Annotated in this window: 14 protein-coding genes and 1 pseudogene; 6 read left to right on the top strand and 9 right to left on the bottom strand. The window is 32.7% G+C overall.

The features are described from left to right. Positions 1-43: 43 nt before the first annotated feature. From ACFX5F_RS13245 to ACFX5F_RS13225, 5 genes are all read right to left on the bottom strand, one after another. Positions 44-313: a DUF6520 family protein gene (locus ACFX5F_RS13245; RefSeq protein WP_379852479.1), complete on the bottom strand. Its 270-nt coding sequence runs from the start codon at positions 311-313 to the stop codon at positions 44-46. A gap of 75 nt (positions 314-388) precedes the next feature. Further along, positions 389-1,489, bottom strand: coding sequence for a hypothetical protein (locus ACFX5F_RS13240; protein ID WP_379852478.1), 1,101 nt, complete (start codon positions 1,487-1,489; stop codon positions 389-391). 5 nt (positions 1,490-1,494) lie between these two features. Next, positions 1,495-1,947, bottom strand: coding sequence for a MauE/DoxX family redox-associated membrane protein (locus ACFX5F_RS13235; protein ID WP_379852477.1), 453 nt, complete (start codon positions 1,945-1,947; stop codon positions 1,495-1,497). A gap of 150 nt (positions 1,948-2,097) precedes the next feature. Next, complete coding sequence (locus ACFX5F_RS13230) at positions 2,098-3,018, bottom strand: helix-turn-helix domain-containing protein (RefSeq protein WP_379852476.1); 921 nt, start codon at positions 3,016-3,018, stop codon at positions 2,098-2,100. 24 nt (positions 3,019-3,042) lie between these two features. Beyond that, complete coding sequence (locus tag ACFX5F_RS13225; RefSeq protein ID WP_379852475.1) at positions 3,043-3,417, bottom strand: DUF7793 family protein; 375 nt, start codon at positions 3,415-3,417, stop codon at positions 3,043-3,045. A 252-nt stretch (positions 3,418-3,669) separates the two neighbouring features. On the opposite strand from ACFX5F_RS13225, the gene ACFX5F_RS13220 reads away from it, so the two are divergent. After that, positions 3,670-6,093, top strand: a complete 2,424-nt coding sequence (locus ACFX5F_RS13220; RefSeq protein WP_379852474.1) for an aminotransferase class I/II-fold pyridoxal phosphate-dependent enzyme — start codon at positions 3,670-3,672, stop codon at positions 6,091-6,093. 115 nt (positions 6,094-6,208) lie between these two features. Here the strand turns inward: ACFX5F_RS13220 and ACFX5F_RS13215 are convergent, their stop codons facing one another. Next, a complete protein-coding gene (locus ACFX5F_RS13215) occupies positions 6,209-6,499 on the bottom strand; it encodes a hypothetical protein (protein ID WP_379852473.1) in 291 nt (96 codons plus the stop codon). A gap of 652 nt (positions 6,500-7,151) precedes the next feature. Between ACFX5F_RS13215 and ACFX5F_RS13210 the strand changes: the two genes are divergently transcribed. The 5 genes and pseudogenes from ACFX5F_RS13210 to ACFX5F_RS13190 all read left to right on the top strand — a co-directional run bounded on the left by ACFX5F_RS13210 (position 7,152) and on the right by ACFX5F_RS13190 (position 12,082). Further along, positions 7,152-7,541 carry a plasmid mobilization protein gene (locus ACFX5F_RS13210; protein ID WP_379852472.1) on the top strand — a complete coding sequence of 130 codons (390 nt, stop codon included), beginning with the start codon at positions 7,152-7,154 and terminating at the stop codon, positions 7,539-7,541. After that, positions 7,529-8,845 carry a relaxase/mobilization nuclease domain-containing protein gene (locus tag ACFX5F_RS13205; RefSeq protein ID WP_379852471.1) on the top strand — a complete coding sequence of 439 codons (1,317 nt, stop codon included), beginning with the start codon at positions 7,529-7,531 and terminating at the stop codon, positions 8,843-8,845. The genes ACFX5F_RS13210 and ACFX5F_RS13205 overlap by 13 nt, the downstream gene beginning before the upstream one ends. 17 nt (positions 8,846-8,862) lie before the next feature. Then, a complete protein-coding gene (gene mobC, locus ACFX5F_RS13200) occupies positions 8,863-10,845 on the top strand; it encodes a conjugal transfer protein MobC (RefSeq protein WP_379852544.1) in 1,983 nt (660 codons plus the stop codon). Positions 10,846-11,088: 243 nt separating this feature from the next. Beyond that, a pseudogene (locus ACFX5F_RS13195) lies at positions 11,089-11,262 on the top strand (hypothetical protein); the annotation flags it as partial. Positions 11,263-11,536: 274 nt separating this feature from the next. Further along, on the top strand, positions 11,537-12,082 hold the full coding sequence (locus tag ACFX5F_RS13190; protein WP_379852470.1) for a pYEATS domain-containing protein: 546 nt from the start codon (positions 11,537-11,539) through the stop codon (positions 12,080-12,082). Between the two features lie 575 nt (positions 12,083-12,657). Here ACFX5F_RS13190 and ACFX5F_RS13185 read toward each other — a convergent pair. The 3 genes from ACFX5F_RS13185 to ACFX5F_RS13175 are packed head-to-tail and all read right to left on the bottom strand — an operon-like array spanning position 12,658 to position 19,125. Beyond that, complete coding sequence (locus ACFX5F_RS13185; RefSeq protein WP_379852469.1) at positions 12,658-13,857, bottom strand: lanthionine synthetase LanC family protein; 1,200 nt, start codon at positions 13,855-13,857, stop codon at positions 12,658-12,660. 14 nt (positions 13,858-13,871) lie between these two features. Beyond that, positions 13,872-16,076 (bottom strand): peptidase domain-containing ABC transporter, encoded by a 2,205-nt coding sequence (locus ACFX5F_RS13180; RefSeq protein WP_379852468.1) that lies wholly within the window; start codon positions 16,074-16,076, stop codon positions 13,872-13,874. Then, positions 16,063-19,125, bottom strand: coding sequence for a lantibiotic dehydratase (locus ACFX5F_RS13175; RefSeq protein WP_379852467.1), 3,063 nt, complete (start codon positions 19,123-19,125; stop codon positions 16,063-16,065). Before ACFX5F_RS13175 ends, ACFX5F_RS13180 begins: the two co-directional genes overlap by 14 nt. Positions 19,126-19,152: the final 27 nt, after the last annotated feature.

The following is a 19,152-nucleotide window of genomic DNA, read 5'->3' as shown; positions in this document are numbered from 1 at the left end:
AGTTCCTCTCAGAACTGCATCGTTTTTTACTTAGACCGCCATCTTAAGGACGGAAAAGTGGTTGTAGACATGTAGTACCAGGCTTATCGGAAGCAATATTTCCGGAAGGGTAATTCACACGACAAAGTTGGTTACCAGTGTCAGAACACTGTACTTGAAGCGAACAAGGCTCTCCTTGGGCATTTGTCGCCCATCCAATTTTTGGTGCCAAAGCATCAGCTGTTTTTTGCATGGACATAGTCCCAAAAGCTCCAGCGATACCTAGCGCAAACACGGACATAGGCATCATTTTTTTTAAAATTAAAGTTTTCATAATTAAAATATTTAAGATTAATGATCTACTCTTTTACAGGTTTTCGATCTTACCCTGATACTGGCCAGTATATCGTTAATGTGACGCGTTAAAATCGCCACTGAATTGCATCATTTCCTTTTTCAGATTGCCCTTGATAGCATAGGATACTAGTTGCGTATCAATTAAGGCATAGAGATGAGTTGGGGTAACCAATAGACTTTTTAACTTATTGCCTTCTATTCCTGCAATATAAAAACTAAATAAATAGACGTTTTTTTTCAAATCGTAAACATCAACAGTGGAGGCATTTTGCCATGCTTTCAAATTATCATACTTTCCTCTAAGTGTCGAATTGACAAACAAAAGGGAATTACAGACAGCCGTAGCAGTATTAACTGAAAGTGGCGGTGCAGCCATTTTCCTTTCACCATCAATTTGAGCAACTTTGATTTGTGCCCGACTTACAGTATCAATTGTATTTCCGCGATAAACTATATTAGCCCTTTTATCGGCTACTACAAATTGATTTCGATATCTATAAACATATACAATATTGGAAAGGCCGTTATTATACAGCAGTGTTCCATCAGTATCAAATATGCCATCTCCTCCCGGTTGTTTCTCTAAAAGTTTAGGAGACAAGGACACGATTGGAGGTGTTGTCAATTTAAAAGTGCCTAGTACGTTGACACCTGAGTTTGAACTGTTAGCACGAAAGGCAAAAGTTATTGAATCGATTGGCTCTGCGAAAGTAAAATAAGGATTCTCTTTTAGCCTTAAGCTTGCTTTCCAATCAGTAATCTTACCACTATATACGCAAGGTACTGTTCCATCCATCAAGTAAAAATTAGGCGGAGCTACCCGAAGTTGCACAGAACGAAATTGAAAATTGCTTTTCTCTGGAGTTATCCTAATTTCTTGCTTATCCTTAAAAGTGGTGTCAATCGCTATACCATGTAATGGTGCTGTGTAATTACCTAGATAAAGTATTCCCTTGTCATAACCTGCAAAATAATAAGAGTTAAACCTTAAGTCAGCTTGTTTGACATATTCTGCCAGATGCGGAGGAAAACTGCGCAGAAAGGGATTCTGTCTTTTCATAGTGGCCTCAGAGATGTGATACAATATCAATAGAATGGATACACCTACTACTGTCGTAATCAATAAAGAAATAAGCAATACTTTTGATTTCATGGCTTTTAGTTTTTATTAAACACATTATTTCGAGTAGAACTATCTTTTAACAAAAATAGTCCAGAAATGGCCAATAGTAGGAATCCTAAATTGAACACAAGATGTTCTGTCCAACCTAGTTTTTCAAGGATACCGCCACAAGAACATGGGACATATGAGCTATAGTTAAGAATAATATAAATGTAGGCTGTGAACATTGTCATTAAGATAAAACCTGCGTATAATGCCCAGAAGCGTATGGAATAAAAGCACAAAGCAATGGCAATAACGAGTTCTATTAATGGAACAAGCCAAGCTAGCCAGCTCGCAAAAATATTGAGCAAAGGGGACTGCCCTAACTGAACCCGGAAATTCTCAAAATCCAGAAGTTTACTAACTGCTGCATAAACAAACAATAAAATATACAGCAGACAAATACTGTTTATAAAAATACTTTTAGAGGTGGCAGTTAGTTTCATATCGGCGAAATTTAAATTTAATTCGATATAAAATTCCGAAAACAAAACGCCATAAGCATTATCAAATCAAGATATTGGCTTATCAAATCAGGATTAGTTTATTTCTAGTAGTTCTATTTACTATTGAAATGACCTCTATAAAAATGAAGTTTATCGACTCATGGTTGGTCTTTCCAAATCAGTTGGAGAATGCCCATACTTAATTTTAAATGCTCTTGAAAAATTTGGATAGGTAGAAAAACCAGCCATAATAGCAATCGTTTTTAATGGTATTCTTGTGTATTGTATTAAAAGTTGTGCCCGATTGAGTCTTTCATTATTATAAAATTGCTGGATAGTTGTCTTAAATAAATGCTTAAAGCCATTCTTCAATTTGTATTCATTAGTGCCGAAAATGCGGGAGAGTTCTCTTAAAGTTGGCAGTCCGGAATCTAAATTTGCCAATATATAGTCATAAACCGACTGTGTTGATTTTGCATCTAAATAATTTTTGATTTTCCATTCTTCAGCTGTCAACATTTCTCTTGCACCAGTTGGTTTTTCGGTAGTGTCTATTCTATTGGCAGAAAAAAAAGTAATCATCACTTCTGTACTTCCGACTAGATTGCAAATAGTACAAGGAGCTGGAATACTTAATTTTTTAGCACTAACTAGTCCAAGTGAAATAATTGTGCTATTGGATTTATTCTCTACTACATCATTCCATAGTGTTTTAAATAAAGGAACTGATTCTTTTGCAAGAAGCGAAGTAAAATCTAACTCTAATAATTCATTGGAGGTACATCCCAAAAGTTCAGGCACATTTACACTAAAGTCTTTTATAATGAATTTATTATCTACCATAAATGTACTTTCTGCTATATACTGATAACTCTGATGCGGATTACTATAGCCGCTATGGAATACAGACTCTTTCATTTCTTCGGCCATCCAATTCACCAGAACAGCTAATGCTTCTAATTGATCATCAATTCCTGTTCTTGGTATGCGGTAGGCAAAATTTCCTTCTGCCATTTCCAAAAGCATTTTACAGATCGCATTGATGCGCTGTTGGTCTATTTCCTGATCCATCTCTAATTATTTAAATTATTACTTCTAGACAAAAGCTTTCAAAAATTCTAGTGCAGCCGGCTTATCACTAAACACTTTTGTTGGTACTTGCGGCTTACATATTTTCAGGTAAAATGACATCATTACAAACGATACTGTTTGGTGTGCCAAGATACTGACCGCCTTAATCAGAACAGAGCCATGTTGCGCCAAATAATCTCTGGCAGCTTTGTCAGAATCGGCAATGCCTCTAACATCGCACAAAACTGGATAGGCTTTCTCCTTTTGCATTTGCATTCTATCCGTTACAATGCGCTGTGCAGCCACTAAATTAATGACCACACCCGGTTTATACTCAAAAAAAAGTATGTTTCCGCTAATCCAGAACAGGGCAAATTCATTTTCAAAATAGTCATCCATATTTTCTGATTTTGTAATGGGACATGGCAAATTAGCAATTCCTTTTCTACCATTAGTTACTCAAAAAAGGGAAAATGTAATAGTAATCAATCATTTTATTTTACACTTGGCAATTCGGGATTATTACTTGTCAATTCGGGATTATCTGTTTAGTTACTTCAATTCTGCCTCTTTAAATTCAGAACTTTAACGAGTTAAAATTTAGCACTATAGGTAAAAAAAATATTCACTAACTAAAATCATAGAATACTCATGGCGAAAATAAAACACAACAATTTTATCGATACTGTCGATGAAATGTTAGCAACGGCAAAAAACGAAGGGACAATCCATCTCTATGCAGAAGACAAAATCTTTACTGGTCGAAACCTTAAAATTAATGGAAAAGAACTATTTCATTTTGCCACCACCAGTTATCTTGGCCTTGAATATGAAGCCAGGCTAAAAGAAGCTGCAATTTCTGCTATTTCAAAATACGGCACTCAATTTCCCCTTTCTAAAACCTACATTTCTCATCCATTATATCATGAACTGGAAACTAAAATTGAGGCTATGTATGGCGTGCCGGGAATTGTAACCAAGAACAGTACACTGGGACATTTCGCAGTGATCCCAACTGCAATTCGAGATGAAGATGGAGTACTATTAGACCATCAGGTGCATTGGAGTGTACAGAATGCCTGCCAACTCTTAAAATTAAGAGGGATTCCTGTGGAGATGATTCGGCACAATAACCTTCAAATGTTGGAAGAGAAGATAAAAGAACTGTCCTCCAAATGCAAAAAAATATGGTATATGGCTGATGGTGTTTATTCCATGTTTGGTGATTATGCCCCAATATCTGATTTACTGGAATTGTGCAAAAAATACGCACAGTTACAACTCTATTTTGATGATGTACACGGTATGAGTTGGAAAGGAAAAAATGGTACCGGCTATGTTCTTGATATCCTAAAAGAATTACCTGAAAACATTATGATTGTAGGCACACTGAGCAAGACATTTGGTGCCAGCGGAGCCGTCTTTATAACCTCTGATACTAAACTCCGGAATCGAATTAAGAATTTTGGAGGACCCCTCACTTTTTCAGCACAATTGGAGCCTGCATCGGTGGCTGCGGCATCGGCTTCAGCGGATATACATCTTTCTGCTGAAATCACCATTTTACAAGAAGAACTCGCGCAAAAGATTGGGTATTTCAATTCGTTGATTAAAGCAACTTCGCTTCCTATGATAGCCCCAAATAGTTCTCCCGTTTTTTTTCTAGGTACAGCCATGCCATTGACTGCCTATCGCTTAGTGCAACGCCTTTTCAACGAAGGCTATTTTGTCAATCCAGGACTCTATCCGGCAGTACCCGTAAAAAATTCGGGTATCCGTATTACCGTTTCTCGCAATAATCAAGAAGAAGATATAAAAGGACTTGTTCAGGCTTTGGAATACCATTTTCCAAAAGCCCTTGAAGAAACTTCCAACACGCTGCATCAGGTTTCAAGGGCCTTTGGCATCCCTGAATTTTCGGAGAAAAAAGAAAAATTAATTCCGCAATCATCCCTCAACCTTCAATATGAAACATCGATACAACAAGTGGATAAGGCGACCTGGAATGCGCTTCTGGGTGGGCAAAGTACCTTTGATTGGGATGGACTTTGTTTCCTTGAAAATGCGTTTAAAAATTCTGCTGATCCAGAAAATAATTGGAGTTTTCATTACTACCTAATCAGTGATAAGAATGATGTTCCGCTGCTGGCTACTTTTTTTACCTTTGGGCTATGGAAAGATGACTTACTTGCTCCCGAGTCTGTTTCACAGCAGCTTGAAGAGAAAAGAATTCGAGATCCTTTGTACCTTACTTCAAAAGTTCTAGGCATGGGTTCACTTTTCACTGAAGGAAATCATTGTTACATCAATACCGCACATCCTTTGTCGAAAAATGCGATAATATTACTTTTAGAACAGGTCGAAATGCTACATCAGAATTTAAATTCCAGTATGCTGGTTTTACGAGATTTTGATGAAGATATACAACTAAATCGCCTGTTTCATAATCAAGGCTTTATAAAAATAAACATGCCTGAAAGCTGCATCATAAAAGACAACTCTTGGAATACTACTGAAGAGTTTGCCGCTACCCTTTCCGCTCGTTCCAGAAAGCACTTTGTGAAAGAGATTTTACCTTTTGAAAAAGCATTTGAGATCATTATAAAAGAACAATTGACAGAAGATGAAATTGCTCAAGGATATAACCTATACAAGAATGTGAAAAATAATAATTATGCCGTTAATAACTTCACTTATTCAATAGATGTCTTTAAAAAAATGGTTGCTAATACCCATTGGGAATTTATACTGCTGCATCTAAAGGATACAGAAAATTTACAAAATGAGAATCCTCTAGTTGGAATCCTTTTCTGCTACAAAAACACAGGTAAAACCTATGTACCTTCCTTAATTGGGATGGACTATGCAGTTCCCAAAAAATTCAGTTTGTATCGCCAACTTTTATTTCAGGGAATTAAACGGGCAAATGAACTAGGTTATAAAAAAATTGATTTTGGAATTACGGCCACATTTGAAAAGAGAAAACTAGGAGGCAAAGTGATTCCAAAAGTAGCTTATATCCAGGCAAAAGATAATTTTTCGATGGAATTTATGGGTACGATGCAAACCAAATAAAAATGTATTGCCATTAGAAAAATAATTCCATTTATAAATAATATACAAAACTGCCAATCCATTATTGAGTAACAAACTTTTATCACTACTCAACAATGGATTGGCGGCTTTTTTTCTACTTCCCGTCACCCAAAGTATTGAGCTTTTCCTTCAACTCAATAAGCCCGGCTTTCTGCAGACATTCGTCTGCTACCGCTTTTAATTCCTGTAAGCTCTCTTCAGGAACACTGCCTAATAATGATAATGATTTATCATCCTCTTTAGCAGACAAACCACGCTCAATAACATGGTTTAATAACAGTACATTTTTTCGTGAAATTTTCAAATCTATTTTCACTATCTCATTCATCCCAGGCGTGCTCAATATCGTATCAAACACTTTGGCCACATCATTTGTTGTAAGCATATTTTTAACGTTTTAATTAATAATTTACTATTCCAAAGGTATAAAGGCTATACTTACTTTTCATGGGTGAAATATACCTATCATAGGTGAGATTCCTAACGCTAACTTATCTTCGTATCAGATTGAAGTAAGGAACTTAAAAACAAATTGTTATAGACACTTTTTTCCTTTAAACGAAATAACAAAAACCTTCCTGAAAACAGTCCGGACTTTGTTACTTTAAAATCGATTTTTTGCTTTGAAAGAGCACGCTCGTTGATTGAAAATTGTGAATCAAACCGGGTATGTGATTACTAGGACACAACGGTACAAAATTATATTCAGCGTGCACTTTCCTTGAGTACTAAATACAAAGACGAAAATACGATTTGCAAAATTAATAATTATATATGTAGTCCTTCTTGATCTCCGAAATACCGTTTTTACTATATCTCATTTTAAAAAGAGGCTATAAATAAGAAATCAACTTTTGAACATTTTAGAAATATTAAAAATTCTAATAGCCGATTAAAGTATCAGGAAGATTGCCACGTTCCTGCAATCGGCAAGATGTCCGGTTGTATCACAACCGATATCTTGCTGCCTATTCACTCGGGACTCGTGGGCAGTGACACTGAAAGATGAAAAGACTTTGAAAACAATAAAATGAGAGATGATGAAAGAGAAAGACAACCGAACAAAGTGGCTTCATCTGCGGTTGACCCCTGATGAATATCAAAAGATAATGAAGGAGTTTAATAAATCTACTTGTCGAAAAATAAGCGATTACGCCAGAAAAAATCTTTTACAGAAACCTATCGTCAACACCTATCGAAATCAATCTTTAGATGATTTTATGGCAGAAATGATTCGTTTAAGAATGGAACTTAATGCTATCGGCAACAACTTTAATCAGGCTGTGAAAAAACTGCATACGCTGCATCAGATTGCCGATTTTAAGCAGTGGTTTATCAGTTATGAATTGGACAAAAAGATACTTTTTAATAAGGTTGATGAAATCAAAAAACACATTCAAAAATTTGCAGAATCATGGTTGCGATAATCAAAACTGGACACTCCATAAATCGCATTTTGAGCTACAATGAAAACAAAGTTCAGCAGGGAGTAGCAGAATGTATTGGCGCCGGAAATTACCCGGTTGATATTGAAAAAATGGCTTTTGCGATGAAACTAAACCGGTTCATAAAACAGGCTGATTTAAATGAAAACGTGAAACGCAACAGCGTGCATATTTCGCTCAATTTTGATGTGACTGAAAAAGGAATTTCAAAAGAGAAGCTAATGGAAATAGCGGATACGTATATGGCGAAAATTGGTTTTAAAGAACAACCTTATCTGGTGTATCAACATCATGATGCTGGACATCCTCACATACATATCATTTCTCTAAAAGTTAGGGATGATGGCAGCCGGATTGACATGCAGAATATTGGTCGAAACCAATCCGAAAAAGCTCGCAAAGAAATTGAAACAACGTATGGATTAGTTCCAGCGGAGAAGCATAAACGAGAAAAAGAATTAGTCGTAAAACCAGTTGATGCCAATAAAGTGGAATATGGACGCATTGAAACTAAAAGGGCCATAACGAACGTATTGGATAAGGTACTTCAAAATTATAAATACACGAGTCTACCCGAATTAAATGCAGTGCTTCAACAGTGTAATGTTGCAGCGGACAGAGGCAACGAAAATTCAAGGATTTTTCAAAATAGAGGATTGGTGTATCGCATACTGGATCAAGGCGGAAACAAGGTTGGTGTTCCAATTAAAGCAAGTGATTTTTACAGCCATCCAACGCTTAAATTTTTAGAAGAACGATTTATTGAAAATGAAAAAGCGAGAATACCCCATAAATCAAGAGTAAAAAATGTCATCGATATTGTATTATTGGACAGCAAAAAAATGTCAATTCAGGAATTGGCAAAAATAATAGAGCCGTCTGGAATCAATTTGGTTCTTCGACAAAATGCTGAAGGTTTACTTTACGGAATCACCTATGTGGATCACCAAACGCAATGTGTGTTTAACGGAAGTGCTTTGGGAAAATCATATAGTGCAAAAGCCATTCAGGAACGCTGCGGCTTATATGAGTTCGAAAATCAAAAAACAAACGTTTCTAAAATTAAAAAATCGGACGGAACTAACCCACAAGTTAATCCAAAAACAGTTAGCGATTTGTCAGTCGAGAGTGGTTCAAAAACAAATATAGCAGTTGAATCAACTAACGTAGTAGAGAAAATAATAAACGCAATCACCCAGACAGAACATGATTCCTCTTATCTGCCCAATCAACTCAAAGGGAAGCGGAGAAAAAAGAGACGAAAAGGACAATCTGATAACCAATAAATGGTACTATTATGGCTATGCAAACCGGAGAAAACGAACAGGCCTTGCGGAAAATTCTAGATATGACCCGACTCATCAGTATCGCAATTTTACTGCTCCATTTTTATTATTACTGTTATACTGCATTTCAACAATGGGGTTATGTGAGCAGATTCAGTGATAAAATATTGGGTAATATTCAACATACTGGATTGTTCAGTTATTTTCATAAATCAAAGATTTTTACTTTGGGATTTTTATTGATTTCTTTGCTTGGAGCAAAAGGCCGTAAAGACGAAAAACTTAATCATAAAACAGCTATTGCTTATATTACGACGGGCGTACTAATTTACTTTTTAAGCTACCTGCTGATGCTCGTAAAAACAGATACTACTACATTAGCAATTATTTATATCGGTAGTACGACTATCGGATTTTTATTAATGCTTTCGGGAGGTACATTACTCTCACGGATGATAAAAAACAGGTTGAATTCCAAAGATATTTTCAACAAAGAAAATGAAACCTTTCCGCAGGAAGAACGACTGCTGGAAAATGAATACTCGATTAATCTTCCAGCACGTTACCATTTGAAAGATAAAGTCCGGAATAGTTGGATTAACATCATCAATCCCTTTCGGGCTTTAATGGTTTTGGGTACACCCGGATCTGGAAAATCCTATTTTGTAATTCGTCATGTTATTACTCAGCATATTCGAAAAGGGTTTACGATGTTTATTTATGATTTTAAGTTTGATGACCTTTCAAAAATCACCTACAATACCTGGCTTAATTACAAGCAACTCTATCCTATTCCACCCCAGTTTTACGTGATCAATTTTGATGACTTGGCTCGCACCCATCGATGCAATCCCTTGGAGCCTTCTGCTATGACGGACATCACAGATGCAGCGGAATCAGCGCGAACTATTTTACTGGGTTTAAACAAGGAATGGATCAAAAGACAGGGCGACTTTTTTGTCGAATCACCAATTAATTTCTTGACCGCTATAATATGGTATTTGAGGAAGTATAAGGATGGTCAGTTCTGTACGCTGCCACATGTTATTGAGCTCATGCAACTGGATTATGACAGTCTGTTTACAATATTACGGACGGAGAAAGAAATTGAAGTACTCATCAATCCATTTATTAATGCGTATCTCAATGATGCCATGGAACAACTGGAGGGACAAATTGCTTCTGCTAAGATTGCCATGGCGAGACTTTCTTCTCCTCAATTGTATTATGTATTATCTGGAAATGACTTTACCTTAGACATTAATAATCCGGCTGAACCAAAGATTGTCTGCATGGGCAATAACCCTCAAAAAATTCAAATTTATGGTGCTGTATTATCCTTGTACGTTTCCCGTTTAATCAAGTTGGTGAATCAAAAAGGGAAACTGAAAAGCAGCCTGATCTTCGATGAATTTCCAACTATCTATCTCAACAATATGGACAGCCTGATTGCTACGGCCCGAAGCAATAAAGTAGCCACTTGCTTGGGGATTCAAGACTTCAGTCAGCTTCGTAAAGATTACGGTCGTGAACAGGCTGATGTGATAATGAACATCACCGGAAATATCGTTAGCGGACAGGTAACTGGTGATACAGCAAAACAACTTTCCGAACGTTTCGGGAAAATTATGCAGGACAGAGAATCGCTATCGATAAATAGCGGAGACACCTCCATCAGCCGTTCTAAGCAATTAGAGTCCGCCGTCCCTCCTTCCAAGATTTCTTCTTTGAGTTCCGGCGAATTTGTAGGTATGGTTGCCGATGATCCTAATTGTAAAATTGAATTAAAAACCTTTCATTGCGAAATTCTTAATGACCATGAAGCGCTAAAAAAAGAAGAAGATAATTATAAAGATATTGCTGTGATTAGGAAGATTGATACTGCAATAGTACAACGAAACTATTTACAAATAAAACAAGATATTCAAGATATAACAAATTCAGAAATTGAGCGACTATTGAATGATCCTGGATTAGCTTATTTGGTAATGAAAAAGTGAGAGGGGATTTATTAGTTTGAATATTGGTTTTAAATACACAATTAAAATGCTTATTTACATTTCAATAATATTATAGATTCTCAATAATCGAGATATTATTAAAGATGACTCAACAATGTTTCTAAAGAAGATGAATTGGAAAAAAATAGCAATGTGCAAAAAATGCATCTTGCAAATTCAGATAACCCTGTTGATTTTTACAATTGTGATGTAATGAGTTCAGTTGGTTAACAAGGTACTCAATTCCGCCAATGGGCCACACAATGTTTAAAAGATTATTTGTTACAGGAATATGCCATTGACGTAAAACGATTAAAAGAAGCCGAAAATAAGCTTCAACAATTAAAACAAGCATTGCGTTTACTAGACAATATTGTAAAAATTAAAATAGTAACTGGGATGAGGCACAAGGTATAGTAAAAGTACTAAGTGATCATACTTTTGCGTTTGATATTTTACATCAATACGGTCATCAAACTTTAAAGGCTAGAGTAACCGATAATAAGGAGATATTCAAAAGATCGTCCCAAGAAGCAAAGAAAGCTATTGAAGGAGTAAATTCAATTAAAAAAAGTCTATTTTTGCTGATAAAAATTGTTAATAAAATGTTCAATATATTGCACTTTATTGCAATCGTTTTACTATTTTTGTTCTTATGCAATACTAATAATCTACTCAAAAAGGATTAATTATGAGACCAACTAAACAAGGACAAATCGCAAAATTCCACACCCCACAGGAGGGAGAAAATCCGGAACAATTGTATGTAGTACTGACTACCCAATCTATATTTAAGGAAGGGGTAAATAATACCGACGAAACTACAATTAAATCATTAATCGAAAAAGCAAAAATGAAGATGAATAAAGGAATGCTTCTCAATTCAAATGATCCACAAAAAGGACAATGGGGAGGAAAAGCTGCAAATAACGATCGAGAATTAATTGCAACAGTGGAAGGAATAGGAAATATATTATTCAAAATAAATTTAAAAGTCGTTTCTACAAATATCATTGAGAAATCAATTAAAGATAATGAGGTTGTTTTATTTGCATTACATCCAACTTTTGGAGATCCACCATTCCGTATTGTAGAAACTGAAAAAGGCACAGCTGAACTAAACCTATATTCTTACGGCTCCTTTACAGTTGGAGTTTTTGCAGATAATGGCAAGACCGAATTAGAACTGGATTTAGCTACATTACCTGGAGTGTCAAAATATTTTAAAGCTAATTAAAAAAATCATTTTTAAATACAAACCAGCAGAAAAGGGGAACAGAAAGTAGGGAAAAACTAAAAAAATTTAGGAAATAAGAGTAATAAACTTTCTGAGGGCAGAGCCAAGCGCCTTTCTGCAAGATGATATTAATTTTTTTGATGATGAAATAATCAAAATGGCAGAAACCAATGGTCTTTTTAGTTTGCAGCTTAAGTTCGCTCCCGCCTCCGAATCATGCTCACCTCAACGCCTCTAGAAAAAACACAAAAGACAAACGATAATGAAACTATTATTCTGTCGATAAACACCCCTACTTCCCATTAAAACTTAGATTTTGTGGGTAATATCCAATAACCAGAAGATAATAATAGTCTTCCAACATAAATAAAGCATATCCTTTAATTCATCATCTGTAAAATCAACATTATTAGTGAGCTCGTATAAATAGATACGATACTTAAATTCCGTAAAGATCTTTCTCAGTAATCAGTAATACGCCTAAGATGGACTTCAAGATCGTGATAGAAAATTTCATTGCTTATCGGCATAGGCATAAAACTTCTAATTTTAAGATAATAATAAGCGAATAAAATTTATGATACAGGTAAACTATAATTAATGAAACTTAAAAAATCGAAATTTAATTCTTTTTCGAAATTTAAAAGAGCAATTCCTATTCCAATGATGCCGTGGCCAAATGACAATTGCGTATTAATATCAAATTTATTAAAAGTTGAATCAAATCCAGCCCATTGATTATTGTTGGTTTTATATTGCTCAGTTTTATTATACCAATATTCAACAGAATCATTTAGGATTGAATTATCAATATTTTTTTTAAATAAATTTAAAAGGGAAGCGACTCCTAAATTCCCATAAAGTAAATTTGCATCTGTAATTTTATCATTATCATCATCTCTAAATTCACATGAATTTAAAAGAACTTCCATCCCTATCTTTGTATAATTTGGTAATTTGCAAATCATACCTGCTCTGTACAACCCATATGCAATACCTAAGTCTCCATAAATTGTTCCAAATGAAAAATCTCTTTTCTCAGGGGTTTTATCTGCAGAAAAAGGGAAAAGTGATTTTCCAAACTGTAGCTTATAATAAATAACATAACGAAGTGCTTTTTCAATCAATCCAAAAACTCGTTCTCTTTGAAAGCCTATTTCATATAATTTAACTAGATGATCTATAATCCCCATAACACCATGTCTAATGCCTAATTCAATTAAATATTCACCTTCTCTTTTAATATTAGAAACCCAATAAATTCCTTCACTATCCTTATGGCTGCATGATAATTCTTCAATTTTATCTAATACTTTAACAAATAAATAGTTATACTTGTTTTCTATAGATGGTTTTCTTGAAATAAAATAATTTGCAAAATTTAAAACTCCAAATACTGGGTTTAATATATTTTTATCAAGATTTTCAATCAGTAAGCTTTCTATTATAGGCTCATAATTATCAAAATAAGATATCGTATCATCATAACTCAAAATACCTTTGTCTCTATAAAAGTCTAATAAGCATCCTATTTCAAGTATATCATTAACAATAGTAGACCCCATGTAACTTTCATTTAACCCATCTATTGATTTTTCAAGATAATGCAGACAAAAGTCGAGTTTCATGTCACTAGCCTTTTCTTTGCTATTCAAATAATAATAAAATAATGATACACCAGCTAATCCATTAGTTACACCCATAGATGTAAAAATTTTATTATTTTTTCTTATTGATTCTTCTATTTCAATAATATAATCTGATTTAAAACTCATAATTTTCTTATTTCTTAATTACCTAATTCTAATTGATTTTTCACTAAATTAAAGTATTCTCCTTTTTTTTCTACCAATTGGTTATGTGTTCCATTTTCCATGAGTCCACCATTTTTTAAAACAACTACTTGGTCCGCGTTTTTTACGGTACTAAGACGATGAGCAATAATTATGACTGTTTTACCTTTAAAAAAACTAAATAAGTTATCATGTATAATTCTTTCATTTTCTGCATCTAATGCAGAAGTAGCTTCATCAAATAAAATATAATGTGGGTTTTTATAAACAGCACGGGCTATTAATATTCTTTGTCTTTGTCCACCTGAAAGTCCACTACCCGCAGCACCTATTTTGGTGTTGTACTTTAGAGGTAGAGATTCTATATATTCTTCAATATTAGCAATACGTGCAGCATTCACTAATCGCTTAACATCTATCTTTATATCACCAGTAGAAATATTCCTTTCAATTGTATCAGAAAAGATAAAACCATCCTGCATCACAACACCACAATTTTCTCTAATACTTTTTGGAGAAAGATTTAAAATATTTTTATTATCGAAACTAATTTCTCCATTAACAGGATTATAAAATCTAAGTAATAATTTCATCAATGTTGTCTTACCGCTTCCACTTGCACCTACAATAGCAGTAACTTTACCTTTAGGTATAAACATATTTATATCTTTAAGAACAAATGGGGATCTAGGTCCTTCATATTGAAACGATACGTTATTAAGCTTTATCCCCGAGTTGGCAACTCGATCTGATATCACTAATTTTGAATAAGTAGGACTTTCTTCTGGAGAATGATCTTGAACTTCATTAAGTCGGGCTAAACTTAATTTTGCGTCCTGTAGAGACTGGAAAAATATAACTAACTGATTTACTGGCGAATTCATCATACCGATGATATAAGAAACACTCAATAAAACTCCTATAGTCATACTTCCCTCAACTACTAAGATTGCAGTATAATATGATACGCAAATATTTTTAATGTGATTAACAAAAGTAAATCCTGAAACTTGAATTTGATCAAGTTTTAGAATCCTCCTATTTATCTTGAATAATTTATTCTGAATTTCTTTCCATTTATTACATTTATATTCTTCGAAATTATTTAATTTCATTTCAGTAACACCATTCAATATTTCATAAATAGATTCTTGATTATTACCGTTTTCAACGAATTTATGATAATCTAAAATTTTTCGTTTTTTCAAGAAATAGAGCGACCATAGAATTGATAAAATGCTTAATGATGTATATAGAATTACTATTATATGGTTATAATATGCCAAAACAACGAAAAACACAGATAAAGTGATTAATGAAAAAAAAGTAATTATAGATTGCGAAGTCAAAAAATGCTCTATTCTGTTATTATCTTGTATTCTTTGCTGGAAATCACCCATCAATTTAGTATCAAAGAATTTAAGAGGAAGAACTAGTATTTTATTCAAAAATTCGGAAATTATTTCGATACTAATCTTTGTACCTACAATCAACATAATCCAATTTCTAAATATTTCCATTATGATAATACCTGAATATAAACTAAGTTGTGAGAACAATATAAATTTAATATAGCCTACATCTTTATTTGAAATACCTTTATCAATCAAGTACTGTGTTAAAAAAGGGAATATCATGGTTATTAGGCTCCCTAATAACATTAATATGAATACATAACCTAATTCTTTTTTAAAGGGTTTAAAATATTTTATAAGATATCGCAATGATAATTTCTTAGGCTCTTGAAATGAAGATTCGTGAAAAGTTTTTTTAGGCTTCAAAAAAAGAGCGATACCTGTATTATTATCTTCACTCCATGACTTTTTAAATTTTTCATCATCTAAATTAATAAACCCATGACTTGGATCCGCAATAGAATAATTTTTATTTTTCACAAAAAAACCTCCTTTTTTTCTATAACCTCTTAGCACAACAAAATGATTGCTATTCCAATGCAAAATACAAGGAAAATCAGATTTGTCAATTTTTTTCAATTCATCAATACTTAGACTAGCTGAAAATGTTTCAAAACCAATTTTTTGAGCTGCCATATCAATTCCTAGTAGTGACACACCTTCTTTACTTATGTGGCACTCTTCCCTTAAATAATTAAGTGCAAGTTTTTTTCCATAATGATTAGAGATCATCCCTAAACAAGATGGACCACAATCCATTGCGTCATATTGTCTAATAAGTTTCATCTTCTACTAAATTTTTATTATATTTCATAATTCCAATTTCTTTTTTGTAATATTTTTCTAAAATTCCATACAAAATGAGTTCATGAAATCTTGGATTTGAAGGCATGAATCTGTTAACATGCATATGTATATAACTCCATACCAGATCATGAAGATTGTCTTTTGCTTTCTCATTAAATTTGATTGCTTTTAACTCATTTAGTCTTTCCAAATAAATAGATTTAAGACTTGATGGCGGAGTACTAAATAATGTTGAAATTTCTTTTTCGTATTTACGAAATTTTACGTCAATCTCTTTTTTAATGGATTTGTGTGAACCATGTTCAACCCAAAAACTATTAAACATTTTTTGCATTATTTCATTCTTATCATCAACACTTAAATCAAAAGCAACAAAAAAATCATCTATTGATTTTAAGATAAAAAACCATCTTTTTATGCTTTTTTCTTTTTTCAATTGATTTAAGAGATTTATTGTGAACTTACTATCAATATAGAATATAGTCTCGGAATTCTCTATATTACTCCATTGATATCTTTCTAACTCCCTTTTATAAGTTGACAAATCTATTTTCCAAATTTTATTACCCTTTTCTAATTCATTAAATTTCGCATAAATTTCATTAGAAACTTCATTATATTTTGAAACATCCGTTAAATGAAACCTAATTCTTAAATGGAAATCCGGATCAGTAAATCTTAAGAAAAACCATTTATCAATAACCTTTTGATTTATTAAATTAGTAGTGATGTCAGAAATACTTTTCAAGAGAATTTCATCGGCAGTTACTCTCCCAGTATATATTTTAAAATATACCCATTCATCTCCATAGATAAAATTTCTTTTTACAACCTCATTTTGAGACACTTTGATTATTGGCTTAACTGTTTCTTTATTGTTCGAATTTGTTTGAAAAATACTGATAAATTCATTAGCATATCCTTTATCCTCATCATACATATTATAAATACATTCTGTAATTTTAACAACTTTATTTTTATTGATCTCATCAAATAAAACATTTAACGTATTTAAATTTTCTTTGTCAATAATCATTTTGTCTTCTCCTCCATTTGTGATGTAAAAAAATTGAGGGACATTTATGTAATCTAAATATATCTTTAAATCTTCTATTTTTTTACATTCTTCTTTTTTTATCAACCAAGTGGCATTCTGTAATATTAAATTTTCACCAAAAATTAGCCTTGGAAAATGGTTCAATCCACCAATAGAAAATCCACCAAAATTAAGTGACAATTTCGTTAATCTTTCTTGAGTTTGAAGATCACAAAGAAATTGATAAATAGGTAACGAATTATAATGATAATTTTGAGCTGAAGTTAAAAATGGCATTATTTCTTTATCTTCTTTTTTGGACTTCAATATTATTCTGTCCCCCCTCAGGCTAATTGTGAGATCATTGGCATCAATTGTATTTGAATTATTAGATGTTTTAGAAATTAAACTTATTTCACTACCTCTGTCTACTTTTCGAATTAGAATATTCCCAGCCCGATTCATTGGTAAATGTATAATCTCAGCTGTAATTTTATCTTTAAATACAGACTTTTCAAAATCTGTGATTTTTCGCATTATAGCCATGACATCTTTGTCGTTATTACTAAATCTCCCTAATAGATTACTCCCGCTAGCCCCACCAGCATGTTTTAAATATAATTTATCATTTAAATAAGAATAGGTAACTGAAAATGTGCCATTAACAACTTTATCATTGATCTCAAAGGCTTCTAAGTTTTCTTTTTCTAAATCAATTATATCAGTATTTTTCATGAAAAGATTTAACCAAAAATTGTATATCGCAGGTTCAATTTTAACCTCTCTAACCTTAATCGGTTCACTGGGCAAAATAATATCATCAATTAAATCCGAAAAAATAACATCATCTTTGAAATTGGGCAAATATCCAATACCTAATTCATTATCTAAAGCTTCCATTAATGGGACTTCTTGATTTTCATACCTGTTATAGAAGTTTTTCTTGAAAACTTCAAAATGTGATTGCGAATGGATATTACTGTGTGACAGTTTGGTTAAAACTGATAGCAGTTTATTTAATTTCTTATCTAATTTAATCTCATCAAAATAGTCATTTGTGTTTTTTCTCAAGTTAGAATTGACTACAAATTTTTCTTCAAATAAAATTCCAATATTATTTAATTCACTAAATATATTTTGATATTTTTCTTTAGAATTAAAAATTACATTGTCAAAAACTTTAATTTTTTCATTGACATTAATGATAATCTCAAAAATTTTATTTAAATATGCATCTTTAAGAATTTCAATTTTATGTTTTTGATAAAAATTAATAATCTGACCTAATAAATTTTCTTCATTTAAACTCACTTCAAAACAACTTATATAAATCTTAGAATCAACAAGTTGATTTATATAGGATGCGATTTCTTCTTCATTAACATCTTCAACCCCATCAAGAATCATTTTTTTTACATCGGTCAAATAAAATTCTTTCTCTGTTAAAGACAATAATAAATCTAAAAGTTGATCAGATTCAATGGAAGAAAGAGTGTACGTAAGTATATTGTCACGATATTGGGGTTCTATGTATCTGTAATGATTCCCGACCTTATAAATTGTATTATTTTTTCTAAATAAAGTAATTTTTCTTATAATTTCATTTTCATTTAAATGTTCAACCAGTTTAACGAGATATTCCATATCCACATTTGTAAACCTAGTGAAATCCTCTTTAAAATTTATATTGGAGTGAATTGAATATGTTGTAAATAGACCAAATGGAACAGTATTTGAAAATGATCTTAGATAATATTTTAAAATTGATTCATTTATTTTACCTCGATCCTTTTCACCTTTTACAATTTTTTCCCATTCTTTATGCAAAGAAGGAGAAGCCAAATAAACAGCTTCTGAAAAAATTTTATGATCGAATAAACGATCAATAAATTCGCCAAGTTCATTTGGATCTTTAGGGATATTATGATATTTAGAAAGTGGGAATATAGGTTCTCTAATAATTTTATCTGATAAAACAGTAATGTTTTTCATATTTAAATGTTGTTTGTTTGAAGAGTA

Source organism: Flavobacterium zhoui (assembly GCF_042787235.1).
Taxonomy (GTDB): Bacteria; Bacteroidota; Bacteroidia; order Flavobacteriales; family Flavobacteriaceae; genus Flavobacterium; species Flavobacterium zhoui.
This window is presented reverse-complemented; position numbering and strand designations above follow the sequence as displayed.